Source organism: Anaerofustis stercorihominis DSM 17244 (assembly GCF_000154825.1).
In the GTDB taxonomy this organism is placed as follows: domain Bacteria; phylum Bacillota; class Clostridia; order Eubacteriales; family Anaerofustaceae; genus Anaerofustis; species Anaerofustis stercorihominis.
Genome location: NZ_DS560019.1, coordinates 787320 through 799704, shown reverse-complemented (window position 1 = coordinate 799704; position 12385 = coordinate 787320). Strand labels below are relative to the sequence as shown.

14 protein-coding genes and 2 tRNA genes are annotated in these 12385 nt (G+C 32.0%); 11 read left to right on the top strand and 5 right to left on the bottom strand.

Features of this window, described 5'->3' with window-relative positions; translation table 11 throughout:
• The first annotated feature begins 19 nt into the window (after positions 1-19).
• From obgE to ANASTE_RS08565, 5 genes are read left to right on the top strand one after another with little or no spacing between them, the layout of a single operon-like run.
• Entirely contained in the window at positions 20-1303 is a 1284-nt protein-coding gene (obgE, locus tag ANASTE_RS08585; protein ID WP_007050616.1) for a GTPase ObgE, read from the top strand.
• Between the two features lie 11 nt (positions 1304-1314).
• Positions 1315-1599 (top strand): YhbY family RNA-binding protein, encoded by a 285-nt coding sequence (locus ANASTE_RS08580; protein WP_007050615.1) that lies wholly within the window; start codon positions 1315-1317, stop codon positions 1597-1599.
• Positions 1600-1607: 8 nt separating this feature from the next.
• Entirely contained in the window at positions 1608-2204 is a 597-nt protein-coding gene (gene nadD / locus ANASTE_RS08575; protein ID WP_007050614.1) for a nicotinate (nicotinamide) nucleotide adenylyltransferase, read from the top strand.
• 10 nt (positions 2205-2214) lie between these two features.
• Positions 2215-2799, top strand: a complete 585-nt coding sequence (yqeK, locus tag ANASTE_RS08570) for a bis(5'-nucleosyl)-tetraphosphatase (symmetrical) YqeK (protein WP_039945779.1) — start codon at positions 2215-2217, stop codon at positions 2797-2799.
• Between the two features lie 38 nt (positions 2800-2837).
• Positions 2838-3569, top strand: coding sequence for a class I SAM-dependent methyltransferase (locus ANASTE_RS08565; protein ID WP_007050612.1), 732 nt, complete (start codon positions 2838-2840; stop codon positions 3567-3569).
• A 16-nt stretch (positions 3570-3585) separates the two neighbouring features.
• Here the strand turns inward: ANASTE_RS08565 and ANASTE_RS08560 are convergent, their stop codons facing one another.
• Positions 3586-4524 (bottom strand): M28 family peptidase, encoded by a 939-nt coding sequence (locus ANASTE_RS08560; RefSeq protein ID WP_007050611.1) that lies wholly within the window; start codon positions 4522-4524, stop codon positions 3586-3588.
• 131 nt (positions 4525-4655) lie between these two features.
• Between ANASTE_RS08560 and ANASTE_RS08555 the strand changes: the two genes are divergently transcribed.
• The 6 genes from ANASTE_RS08555 (at position 4656) to ANASTE_RS12115 (ending at position 7977) form a co-directional block, all read left to right on the top strand.
• A complete protein-coding gene (locus ANASTE_RS08555; RefSeq protein WP_007050610.1) occupies positions 4656-4862 on the top strand; it encodes a hypothetical protein in 207 nt (68 codons plus the stop codon).
• A gap of 73 nt (positions 4863-4935) precedes the next feature.
• Positions 4936-5496, top strand: coding sequence for an aminoacyl-tRNA hydrolase (pth, locus tag ANASTE_RS08550; protein ID WP_007050609.1), 561 nt, complete (start codon positions 4936-4938; stop codon positions 5494-5496).
• Between the two features lie 199 nt (positions 5497-5695).
• Complete coding sequence (locus ANASTE_RS08545) at positions 5696-6616, top strand: alpha/beta fold hydrolase (RefSeq protein ID WP_007050608.1); 921 nt, start codon at positions 5696-5698, stop codon at positions 6614-6616.
• 55 nt (positions 6617-6671) lie between these two features.
• Positions 6672-6747 (top strand) — tRNA-Thr (locus ANASTE_RS08540).
• Between the two features lie 145 nt (positions 6748-6892).
• A complete protein-coding gene (locus ANASTE_RS08535; protein WP_007050607.1) occupies positions 6893-7720 on the top strand; it encodes a helix-turn-helix domain-containing protein in 828 nt (275 codons plus the stop codon).
• An 80-nt stretch (positions 7721-7800) separates the two neighbouring features.
• Positions 7801-7977: a hypothetical protein gene (locus tag ANASTE_RS12115; protein ID WP_007050606.1), complete on the top strand. Its 177-nt coding sequence runs from the start codon at positions 7801-7803 to the stop codon at positions 7975-7977.
• Positions 7978-8039: 62 nt separating this feature from the next.
• Here ANASTE_RS12115 and ANASTE_RS08530 read toward each other — a convergent pair whose 3' ends face one another.
• The 4 genes from ANASTE_RS08530 to ANASTE_RS08515 all read right to left on the bottom strand — a co-directional run bounded on the left by ANASTE_RS08530 (position 8040) and on the right by ANASTE_RS08515 (position 12319).
• Positions 8040-8897, bottom strand: coding sequence for an AraC family transcriptional regulator (locus tag ANASTE_RS08530; RefSeq protein WP_007050605.1), 858 nt, complete (start codon positions 8895-8897; stop codon positions 8040-8042).
• A 244-nt stretch (positions 8898-9141) separates the two neighbouring features.
• Positions 9142-9226, bottom strand: a tRNA-Tyr gene (locus ANASTE_RS08525).
• A 114-nt stretch (positions 9227-9340) separates the two neighbouring features.
• On the bottom strand, positions 9341-10387 hold the full coding sequence (locus ANASTE_RS08520; RefSeq protein ID WP_007050604.1) for an alcohol dehydrogenase catalytic domain-containing protein: 1047 nt from the start codon (positions 10385-10387) through the stop codon (positions 9341-9343).
• A 207-nt stretch (positions 10388-10594) separates the two neighbouring features.
• Positions 10595-12319, bottom strand: coding sequence for an ammonium transporter (locus ANASTE_RS08515; protein WP_007050603.1), 1725 nt, complete (start codon positions 12317-12319; stop codon positions 10595-10597).
• Between the last annotated feature and the right edge of the window lie 66 nt (positions 12320-12385).

Sequence of the window (12385 nt, the reverse complement as noted above, 5' to 3'; positions counted from 1 at the left end):
TTTATAAAGGAAAATAATTATGTTTGTAGATAAAGTTAGTATAAATGTTAAAAGCGGTAAGGGCGGAGACGGAGCAGTCGCTTTCAGAAGAGAAAAATATGTTCCGAACGGAGGACCTTCAGGCGGAGACGGAGGAAAAGGCGGAAATGTTATTTTTAAAAGTAACTCAGCTTTAAACACACTTGAAGCTTTCCGCTACAAAAGAAAGTTTGCCGCAGAAGCCGGAGAAAACGGCAGCAGGAGCAATATGAGCGGTAAAGACGGAAAAGATATAATAATAGAAGTTCCCGTAGGGACTGTTATTTTTGATTCGGCAACCGGAGCGCTTATATGTGATATGGTAGTAGACAATCAGGAAATAACGGTACTTAACGGAGGAAGAGGCGGCAGAGGTAACCAGCATTTTGCTACTTCGACAAGACAGTCTCCCAAATTCGCAAAACCCGGCGATGAAGCGGAAGAAAAAAATCTTATTCTGGAACTGAAAACAATAGCCGATGTGGGACTTATCGGATTTCCCAATGTTGGAAAATCCACGATTCTCTCTATGGTAACAAATGCCACTCCTAAAATAGCCAATTATCACTTTACAACGTTATCACCTAATTTAGGTATTGTTAAGTATAAAAACAGTGAAGAATTTGTTTTAGCAGATATCCCGGGACTTATAGAAGGTGCAAGTTCGGGGCAGGGGCTCGGACATCAATTTTTAAGACATGTTGAAAGAACAAGACTTCTCGTACATGTTCTCGACGCTTCGGGAGTAGAAGGAAGAGATCCCAAAAAGGATTTTGATATAATAAATAATGAATTATCTCTATATGCAGAGAAACTTAAAGAAAGACCACAAATAATTGTTTTAAATAAAACCGACCTTATTGATATTGACAATAAGGAAGAAATAATTAAAGATTTAACAACTTACTTTGAACAAAAAGGATATAAAGTATTTGACTCAAGTGCGGCAATGAATGACGGACTGGATAAAATAATGAATTATATAGTAGAGATACTGCCAACGATAGAAAGAACACCATTATTCTTTACAACAGAAGAAAAAGTATTATATGCACCAAAAGCAGAAAAAGAATACAAAATCGAAAAAGAAAACGGAACTTATTATGTTGAAGGAAAAATGATGAGAAGGCTTATAAATTCCGTTAATCTGGAAGACTATGAATCAAGTACCTATTTTCAAAGAGTTCTTAAAAACAAAGGTATTTTTGCAGAACTTGAAAAAATGGGTATTTCAGACGGAGACACGGTAAACATCGAAGGATTTGAATTTGAATATTATAAATAGGAAGTAGAAAAATGAATAGCAAAGAAAGAAGTTTATTAAAAAAAGAAGCAAGCAAGATGCAGCCTATAATACACATCGGCAAAGACGGAATGAGTGATAATATTGTCACTCAAGCCGATGATGCTCTAAAAGTAAGAGAATTAGTAAAAGGAAAAATACAACAAAACTCTCTTGAAGATGTAAGAGAATCAGCAGAGTATTTAGCAGAGAAGACAAACAGTGAAGTAGTTATTACAATCGGAAGTACTTTTGTACTTTACAGAAGAAATCCTGATAAGAATAAATATAACATCTAGGAGATAAAATGAAAGTTGGTTTTATCGGCGGAAGTTTCAATCCGATACATAACGGACATATTAACTTGGCGCTTGCGGGAAAAAATGAGTTTGATTTGGATAAAGTCATATTTATACCTAACAGTATAAATCCCATAAAAGAAAACAAAAGTAAAGTTTCTATAGAAGATAGAGTAAAGATGGTAGAACTTGCGATTGAAGATCATAGCGATTTTGAAATCGACACTTATGAAGTTGATAAAAAAGGTATAAGTTATACTATCGATACTGTTGAATATTTAAAAAATAAATATAATGATTTATATTTCATCGGAGGAGCAGACTTAATATTCGAACTTCATAAATGGAAAGATTATGAAAAGCTTTTAAAAGAAGTAGATTTCATTATTGCCGGCAGAAATCCGTATAAATCATCGGAACTTAAAGATAAAGTAAATGAATTAAACAATAAATATGATATAAATATAAACATATTAAAGAACTTCAAGATGATCGATTTGTCTTCCAGTGAAATAAGAAATAATATTTTATCAAATAACTCTTTAAAAATTCCTAAAAAAGTGGCAGAATATATTATAAAGAATAATTTATATTATGATGACTAAGGGAGAAAAAATGAAAGAATATACCAGCATAAAACAAACACTCAAAACACTTTTAAAAGAAGACAGATATATTCATACATTAGCTACACAACGTGAAGCCGTCAAGCTTGCAAAGAACTATGGAGCAGATCCTGAAAAAGCCTCTCTTGCCGCACTTTTACATGACTGTGCCAAAAATATGGAACCGGAAGCAATGATAGATATATTATCTAAACAGTATATCAAATTGGACGATATAGAAAGAAAAAATACTGCATTACTTCACGGAAAAGCCGGAAGAGTAATGGCAAAATTCAAGTTCAACGTAACGGACGAAGATATTTTAAATGCAATTGAATATCATACAACAGGCAAAGAAAATATGACATTATTACAAAAAATAATATTCCTTGCCGATGTGATCGAAGAAACCAGAAACTATGAAGGCGTGGAAGAAGTAAGAGAAGTAGCATATGAAAATCTCGATAAAGCAATCGTCATGTCTCTTAACAGAACTATTTTATCTATTCTTAAAAAGGGATATCTCCTACACCCCAATACCGTTAATGCAAGAAATTATTTAATAATGGAACGAGAAGAAAAAATGAAAGATTAAAAAGCCTTATAATGGCTTTTTTATTTTAAGGAGAATTTATGAGAGAAAACAAATATGACGACGAAAAATTTTTTAATAAATATAAAAACATGGATAGGTCTAAAAAAGGTTTAGCGGGTGCGGGAGAGTGGCATGAGTTAAAAAAAATACTTCCGGATTTAAAAAACAAAACTCTTCTTGATTTAGGATGCGGTTTTGGATGGCACTGTAAATATGCTCATGATAAGGGTGCTAAAAATATCGTAGGTATAGATATATCTTATAATATGCTAAAAGAAGCACAAAAGATAAATAATGCAGATAATATTAAATATGAATGTAAGCCGATTGAAAATATAGATTATGAAAAAGAAAGCTTTGATATCGTATTAAGTTCACTAGCGATTCATTACATAAAATCTTTTAATGATTTAATCAACAATGTTTATAATGTATTAAAAACAGGCGGATATTTTATATTTTCTGTTGAACATCCTATTTTTACTGCAGAAGGAAACGAAGAATGGATTACCGATGAATACGATAATAACTTGCATTGGCCGGTTGATAATTATTTCGATGAAGGAATAAGAACCACAAAATTTTTAGGAGAAGAAGTATCTAAATATCACAGAACAATGACTACCTATTTAAATACTTTAATAAATAAAAATTTTGAAATCATTAATATTATAGAACCGAAACCCGATCCGGATATGTTGAGTATACCCGGAATGAAAGATGAACTTAGAAGACCTATGATGCTCATAATAAAAGCGTTAAAAAAATAAAAGCCCCATAAGGCTTTTATTTTTTGCTTTCAATTACATTTATTAAAACTTTACTTATAAAATCAATATTCTTTTTATCAAAGACAATGTCTTTATTTGTATGTATTTTATCCATATAATATCCGATTATCCTTTTCTTTTTCAGTGCCGCTACACCTATGCTCTTTTTAAAAAGCATTTGGTCCGAAGGATAAAAAGTGTTTTTTGTACTTTCTATCAATACATTCTTTTTATAATGCTCTTTTTCTATATTTAAGTTCTCCTTTAAAACTTCAAATATTTTATCAAATTTTGCTTTTTTAGAGCATACAAACATAATATTATCCCCATCGGATACACAGTCAAAGTTAATTATGAGCTTATCGTCTAAATCCCTATACTTTTTCTTAAATTGCGACGAACCGACAAGTCCCACCTCTTCATTATCAAAAAAAACAAAAGCTACTTTATTTCTATCTTCTGTTTTTATGCCGTGCATTATACTCAATAAAGTTATTACCCCTGATGTATTATCATTTGCGGTATGTTTATTGGACTTCCCGAATATCAATAAATAAATATCTAAGAAAACAACAAACATATAAACAAACCTTGATATAAAAGCTTTATGAAATAAGAGGTTTGAAATAAAGGCACATGCAGATGCGGTGACTACCATTAAAAAAGCCAAAAACAAAGAATATAAGATATATATGAATATATTCTTAGGCGTTATAAAATTAGGGAAAGGAAGCACTGCACAAGTATCATAATGAGCTGTTAGAATGATATCCGCATCACTTATATCCCCTACTGTAATGTTCCTGCTTTTGATTATTTTCCCATGATTATCTATATTAAATTTAATTTCAAATTTATTAAAAATAGTTTTGAGATATTCAATGAATTTACTTTTATCATTATAGCTTTTTCTTATCTGATAATTATTAAAAATTTCTTGAATAATATTATACATAATAGTTCTCCTATGATTTTACTTATTATAACATACCCCAATATATACTTAAAAGATAAAACATATTCAAGCATATTAAAATCACCATTATTAAACATTTTAAATATTATAAAATAAAAGGAGGATTATATATGCAGGTAATTAACGAATTTGTGCCATACAGTAAAGATATAATCGGACAGAGCAGATTAAAAGAAAAAAGCAGTATCAAGCCGATCGTAAGTAATCAAGAAGATATTATAGACGATGTAAGCAAGGTTGCTATCATGGCGATAACATCAATGACGGGAATGGTAAAAATGGTAAGCGAAGCAATAATAAAAAGAATAAATGAATAAATACATATTAAAAAAACTAATAATAAATGATATAATGTATAAGCTGATTAAAATTTAGGAGAAAAATATAAACATGTACTTAATAGTTGGACTTGGAAATATAGGAAGTGAATATAACCTTACAAGACATAACATAGGTTTTGAAACAGTAGATTATATAAGTGACGAATACAATATAAAAATAAATAAAACAAAGTTCAAAGCCGACTATGGAAAAGGCAAGCTGGCAGGTGAAGAAGTGTTTTTGATCAAACCGAGAACATATATGAACTTAAGCGGAGAAAGCGTAAAATTATTTAAAGATTATTTTAAAATACCCGAAGAAAATATATTTGTCATATATGACGATATTGAACTTCCAAAGGGAAAGTTAAGGATAAGGAAAAACGGAGGCCCCGGGACCCATAACGGGATGAAATCCATAGTGAAAGAAATCGGGACAAAAAATTTCCCAAGGTTCAGAATGGGAGTGGGAAGTCCCGAACACGGAGACTTGGTAAACTATGTTCTAGGAAGATTCAGTGCAGAAGAACTTCCGGTTATAAAAGATATGGTTATCATGACAAGTAAGGCTATTTTTACTGCTCTGGATAAAGATTTAGACAAAGCAATGAATATGTACAATAAGAAATAAAATAAAGAAGAAGTGTATTCACTTCTTTTTATTTTTATATGATGAACTCCAATTTTAAATTGACTCTTAGCTAATAACCTTAATCACATATATAGTATCATTAATTTTATAATAAATATTATTTATGTTATAATATAAAAAATGGCATTTAAATCCTTACAAAAAAGATATACTTTAATTATAAGTGAGGTAAATCAAAATGAAAGAAAAATCATTTTCAGTGGACTCAAGTGATGGAAAATTAAAAATATCATGTTATATGAAAATACCGGAAGATAATATCAAGGGTATTGTTCAAATCGCCCACGGCATGGCAGAACATAAGGAAAGATATTATGACTTTATGGACTATCTTACAAATAACGGATATATAACCGTTATCAACGACCACAGAGGTCACGGAGAAAGTATAATCGAAGATAAGGACTTAGGGTATTTTTATGACGACAGCGGAGACATGATCGTCGAAGATTTTCATATCATAACTGAACATATCAAAGAAGAATATAAAGATATACCTTATTATATTTTCTCTCATAGTATGGGTACGTTAGTGGCAAGGAATTATTTGAAAGAACATGACAATGAAATAAATGGGATGATATTATGCGGTGCACCATATAAAAATCCAATGGCAAAAATGGGTCTAGGCATCTCATCGCTAATCGGGAAAATGAAAGGCGAACATCATAGAAGTAAATTTATCAATGGATTGGCTTTCAACTCATTCAATGATAAATTTGAAGAACCCATAATGAATAAATGGCTAAACAGTGACATATCAAAAGTCAAAGAATACAATAAAAACCCGCTTTGCGGATATATTTTTACAATAAACGGATTTAAAAATTTATTTAACCTGGTAGATAAGGCATTTAAAAAAGATGAATATAAAGCCAGAAATAAAAATCTTCCAATATTTTTTATAGCAGGAGAAGACGATCCGGTTATCGGCGGAGAGGAAAAATTTAAAGAAAGTATGGAGTTTTTAAGAAATCTGGGGTATACAAATATCTCAGCCAGATTATACTATGGACTAAGACACGAAATATTAAATGAAAAAAATCATATGGAAGTATACAAAGATGTTTTGGAGTTTTTAAATAATATTGATAATTAATTTTAATAAACAATTTACAAATTTTAAAATTCATGTTATTATATGAACTGAAAATGCTGCTATGGCTCAGGCGGTAGAGCACTTCCTTGGTAAGGAAGAGGTCACGGGTTCAAGTCCCGTTAGTAGCTCCATTTAAAAATCAATCTGTACTGATGTTTCAGTACAGATTTTTTTTACCAAATAAATTTCATACCATTATATGGTATTCGACTGACAAGCGATTGCTTATTTTGTTATTTTCAATTATGATTATCTTAACATAACGGAGGAACATTAATGAATTATAAAAAAATAGGAACATTTATTTGCAGTCTGAGAAAAGAAAAAAACTTAACTCAAAAGGAGCTTGCAGATAAACTCAATATTACAAACAAAGCAATATCAAAATGGGAGCGAGGAATAAGCTGTCCCGATATTTCTTTATTGATACCACTATCTGATATTTTAGATGTAACGACCAATGAAATATTAAACGGCGAAAGAGAAGAAATATCGGATATAAATGAAGATATAGATAGAAAAGTAAAAAAGACACTTACTTATATGGTTAACATATCAAGTGAAAAAAGTAAAAAATATTTAAATTATATATTTTTAGGTATTTCTTTTTCTTTGATTATAAGTATAATAATTTGTTTGATTTGTGACTATGTATTATATAATTCATTTTCATGGTCTCTTGTTGTATGTGCTTCATGTATACTTAGCTGGTTAATTATCCTCTCAATTTTTAAATCCAAAAAAAACAGATTTAAATCGGTTATTATAAGCATAACTCTGTCAATCATCCCTTATTTATTTACATTAAGCATAATACTTGAAAACAATTTAATATTTTCTCTTGGCAGTATTTTTGCTATACTGGGCATAGTATATATTTGGATACTATATTACTTATATATAAAAATGAAACATAAAAAATTCAAAATTACGGGGATAGCATTTTTATTACTGATACCTCTAAGTTTTTCTATAAACCGTATAGCGAATTATTTCTTAGGTCCTGATCCATTTGAGATATTCAACGTAATTTTAAATACATTCAGTGCTATAATAATAGCATTAATATGCTTTAAAATAAGTAGGAAAAGAAATGAAGATTAAAACAGAAAATAATTATAAAATTAGTATTTCTCTCATCCATATAGTATAATATATTAACTAAATCTATATAGGAGAAGGATATGGAAACAGAAAATAAGACGACGATAATAAAGAAAAGTGTTAAATCCGGGATTTCATTCGGCAGTGCCCTTGCAATGGTCATAAGCTATTCTACATGGCATTCTATAGGTTGGGCAATCATTCACGGATTATTAAGCTGGGTATATGTAATTTACTTTTTTATTGTTCATTATTAATTTATAAAATATATACTAATAAATAAAAAAGGAGATAATTTAAATATCTCCTTTTTTATTTATTATTTTGCTTTTACGGGAATCCAAATTTCGCTGTAATAATTGTCATCCTCTACACCCATTTTATACTCTGACGGATCACTGTACATTTCGATATTATATCCTGCAGCAATTTCATAATCTTTGCAATTAGACAACCACTGCGAAAAAATCTTCTTTTGCACATCCGGAATTGACGTAGAGCTTGCACCCTTACAAGAAAATACTGCCCAAGTATGTTTAGGAATAACTTTCGTTACAAATCCCTCAGGAATTTCTTTTATGGGCTCATAATTATCGGCAATAAGATATTCAAACTTATTACCCTCCATATTTTCATCGATAGAAATACCATAAACACTGCATACAATATCATTTTTGCCTTTTTGATAATATTCTGACCATAACTTAGGAACCTCTGTTTGAGCATCATCATACTTAAACACTTGTGATACCCCAATCACGGTAAACTGTTCCTTTTTTACTATTTTATAATCCATAGTATAACCTCCTTCCAAAGTAAAATTGATTTTTAATGAAGCGAAAGATTTTATCATTTTTTCGCCCTTTCTTACAGAAGTAGGCGTTGCACCATGGAAACGAGTAAATGCTTTTGTGAAACTATCCGGAGAATTATAACCATATTTTAAAGCTATATCTATGATTTTTTTATCAGTTGAAATAAGCTCGCTGCCGGCTAGCGAGAGTCTTCGTTTTTTTATATAATCTCCGACAGTAAATCCGCAAAGCATGGTAAATCCTTTTTGGAAATAAAAAGGTGAAATCATTGCTTTCTTTGCAATATCTTCGATTGTAATTTCTTCGGTTATATTATCCTCAATATAATTGATTGCAGTACCGATACATTCAGTCCACTCCATGATAAATACCTCCTGTCTGTATTTATATCTTACTATTATTAGAAAAAGGTCTCCCGATTTTCTGTGCTTTGTTTTGTCTATTAAATAAATAATATAAATATTTTAAATTATAATATATCAAACATACTTTAATTATAAGTCATTTAACGTTTTATTTTTATTAATTGAACAAAATACATTTTATCTTTAGTTATTTTTATAAAAAAAACATCTTTCGATTGAAAGATGTTTAAAATCATACAAATGGTGGGGGAGAATGGATTCGAACCATTGTAGGCTGAGCCAACGGATTTACAGTCCGCCCCCTTTAGCCACTCGGGCACTCCCCCATGAATATGCTATAATATTTTATTATATTATTTCCCTTTTGTCAAGAGATTACTCATTTATATAGCTTTTAATTAAAAAATGCACCTGAAACAGATGCATTTTTATAATATTATTTATTCCCAAGGTTTTAAAATTACCTTAATTGCCTCTCCGGTCCTCGTCATTTCTATTCCTCTTTTTATTTCAGATAAAGGAAGCGTATGAGTAACAAATTTATCAGCAGGTATAGTACCGTCTACTATCAAATCAAGTGCATGCTTAAAGGAATCGGGTGAGAAACTATATCCTCCGCATATTTGAAGTTCTTTATAATGTATTAAATTACTGTCAAAACTTACATGACAGTTATCATGAGGAAGTCCTCCGAATAATAGAACTTTTCCTCTAGGTCTTACATAGTGTGTTGCTTCCTCTTGCACAGCACCCACAGGACAAGCCGTTATAGCTACATCTACCCCATCTCCGTCGGTTTCTCTATTAACTATTTCTTCTAAATTTTCCGTTGTAGGATTTACGAATAAATCTATAAAATCAAATCTTTTAGCTTTATCAAGTCTGGGTTGATTTACTTCCGATAATATAACCTTTTTAGCACCTCTGATCTTAGCCATTGCGCTATGTAAATTACCTAAAGGTCCTGCCCCGATTATAAGGACGATATCACCCTTTGTTATATTGATAAAATCATGAGTGGAATAAACGCTTGCCAATGTTTCGGAAAGCGGTGCTAAATCCAAATTAAAATCGTCCGGAAGTATATGTAAAAATTTCGGATTAGTGCCAACTTCGGGAAGTGCTACATACTGTGCATATCCGCCGTAAAAATCCATTCCCGGTACAACAATATTTTTACACTGGTTGCCTAAATTTTTGTCAGATGTACAAAATTTACATTTTCCGCAAGTAATACCCGGATTTAACATTACTTTCTGACCTTTTTTATAATATTCACTGTCGCTCTCTTCAACTATTCCTGCAATTTCATGCCCAATTACAAAAGGAGGTTTGACCTTGTGATGTCCCGAATTAAAAGTTCTGATATCAGAACCGCAAAGTCCTACCGATATGACTTTGATTAATACACCATTTTTAGGACACGACGGAGTCTCCACTTCTTCATAATCAAAATTTCCGGGTCCTTTATAAAGTATTGCTTTCATTTTCGTCTCCTTACAATTAATTTATCTTATATTAAGTTTAATATTATAATTATATAATCGCAATACTGAAAATATTTTCACTAATTGTAAACGTCATCTGATTTTAAAATAAAAAAGCACGCTCAGAGGGCTATATGAGCATGCTTTTGAGGTGTAAAACCTGTCTGACCGATTATATTTAAAACATAAATATCCAGACAGTATCATTTATTCTTCTTCAGGTTCTTGGAGTGCATCAAAGCCTTCTTCTCCGGTCCTGATTTTAACTACATTATCAAGTCCGTAAATAAAGATCTTTCCATCTCCGATATTTCCTGTATATAAAGCTTTTTTAGCTGCTTCGATAACGGTTCTTACAGGTACAGCCGCAACTACTATTTCGACTTTTAGTTTTGGAAGCAATACCGCATCTACTTCACTGCCACGATAATAGCTTTTTCTTCCCTTTTGAACACCACATCCAAGTACGTTGGTTACCGTCATTCCCGTAACCCCGACTTTTTGCATTGCTGCTTTAAGTGAATTGAACTTGTCTTTATTAATTACGATTGTAATTTTGCTTATACCCGAAGCCGTCTTAGTTACTTTGATTTGACTGTCCTTTTCTTCTACAGGTATATCTTCCATTTTTGCTGCCGGAACAGGTTCACTTGATGAAGCAAGGCTGCCTTCATCTTCCAATGAATAATAGAAATCTCCTGCGGGAGCAAAATCCGCATAAGAACTTACCAATCCGTGTTCGGTTATATCCAATCCTAAGATTTCTTCTTCTTCGCTAGCTCTAAGCCCTACAGTCTTTTGAATAAGCTTGAATGCTATAAACATCGTAACTCCAACATAAATAATGACAGAAACGACTCCGAGTAATTGAATTAAGAACATATGTATACCGCCGCCGTAGAAAAGACCTCCGTCCAATGCGAATAGTCCGGTAAGTAATGTACCCGTAGCACCACAGCATCCATGAACTGCAATTGCACCGACAGGATCATCTATTTTAAGTTTATGATCTATAAATTCAACTGCAAATACTACCAATATACCTGCTATAGCTCCGATAAATAAAGCTCCTGCGGGAGAGACCATATCACAGCCTGCAGTTATTGCAACCAAACCTGCCAAAGCACCGTTCAAAGTCATTGAAACATCCGGTTTTCCATATCTTACCCATGTAACGATTAATGTCATCAATGTAGCTGCAGCAGCTGCCATGTTTGTAGTTACGAATACACTTGAAGCGGATAACATAGCTTCGTCTGTAGACATAGCTACAGTAGAACATCCGTTAAATCCAAACCAACCCATCCAAAGGATAAATACGCCTAAAGCACCGATTGCGATATTATGTCCGGGGATAGCCTTACTTTTTCCGTTTTCATCATATTTACCGATTCTAGGTCCAAGTATCTTAGCTCCTACCAATGCTGCAACACCTCCGACCATATGTACGGCGGTAGAACCTGCGAAATCGTGGAAACCTAATTGACTTAACCAACCGCCTCCCCAAATCCAGTGTCCTGAAATAGGATAAATGATTGCACTTATGACCGCAGAATAAATAAGATAAGAAATGAATTTTGTTCTTTCAGCCATAGCACCCGAAACGATTGTAGCTGCAGTAGCACAAAATACTGTTTGAAAAATCACAAATGCCATTGTGGGAAAAGCACTGTCATAATTTCCTCTGATAAAGAAATCAAACTTCCCTATGACTCCTGCTATATCCGGTCCCATCATGATCCCAAAACCAATAACCCAGTATATGATTGTACCAAGAACAAAGTCCATCAAGTTTTTCATAATGATATTTCCGGCATTTTTAGCTCTGGTAAACCCCGATTCTACCATAGCAAATCCGGCTTGCATCCAAAATACCAGTATAGCTCCTAGCAATACCCAAATGGTATCGAGAGCATTAAATGTTGTCTCCATTTTAATTACCTCCAAATGTTATTTTTTATTTATATAAAAAAGCGTGTAATCATATAGAATATCTAT

Coding starts and splice junctions, on each gene's coding strand:
- obgE (WP_007050616.1), top strand. CDS start 20: ATGTTTGTAGATAAAGTTAGTATAAATGTTAAAAGCGGTAAGGGCGGA.
- ANASTE_RS08580 (WP_007050615.1), top strand. CDS start 1,315: ATGAATAGCAAAGAAAGAAGTTTATTAAAAAAAGAAGCAAGCAAGATG.
- nadD (WP_007050614.1), top strand. CDS start 1,608: ATGAAAGTTGGTTTTATCGGCGGAAGTTTCAATCCGATACATAACGGA.
- yqeK (WP_039945779.1), top strand. CDS start 2,215: ATGAAAGAATATACCAGCATAAAACAAACACTCAAAACACTTTTAAAA.
- ANASTE_RS08565 (WP_007050612.1), top strand. CDS start 2,838: ATGAGAGAAAACAAATATGACGACGAAAAATTTTTTAATAAATATAAA.
- ANASTE_RS08560 (WP_007050611.1), bottom strand. CDS start 4,524: ATGTATAATATTATTCAAGAAATTTTTAATAATTATCAGATAAGAAAA.
- ANASTE_RS08555 (WP_007050610.1), top strand. CDS start 4,656: ATGCAGGTAATTAACGAATTTGTGCCATACAGTAAAGATATAATCGGA.
- pth (WP_007050609.1), top strand. CDS start 4,936: ATGTACTTAATAGTTGGACTTGGAAATATAGGAAGTGAATATAACCTT.
- ANASTE_RS08545 (WP_007050608.1), top strand. CDS start 5,696: ATGAAAGAAAAATCATTTTCAGTGGACTCAAGTGATGGAAAATTAAAA.
- ANASTE_RS08535 (WP_007050607.1), top strand. CDS start 6,893: ATGAATTATAAAAAAATAGGAACATTTATTTGCAGTCTGAGAAAAGAA.
- ANASTE_RS12115 (WP_007050606.1), top strand. CDS start 7,801: ATGGAAACAGAAAATAAGACGACGATAATAAAGAAAAGTGTTAAATCC.
- ANASTE_RS08530 (WP_007050605.1), bottom strand. CDS start 8,897: ATGGAGTGGACTGAATGTATCGGTACTGCAATCAATTATATTGAGGAT.
- ANASTE_RS08520 (WP_007050604.1), bottom strand. CDS start 10,387: ATGAAAGCAATACTTTATAAAGGACCCGGAAATTTTGATTATGAAGAA.
- ANASTE_RS08515 (WP_007050603.1), bottom strand. CDS start 12,319: ATGGAGACAACATTTAATGCTCTCGATACCATTTGGGTATTGCTAGGA.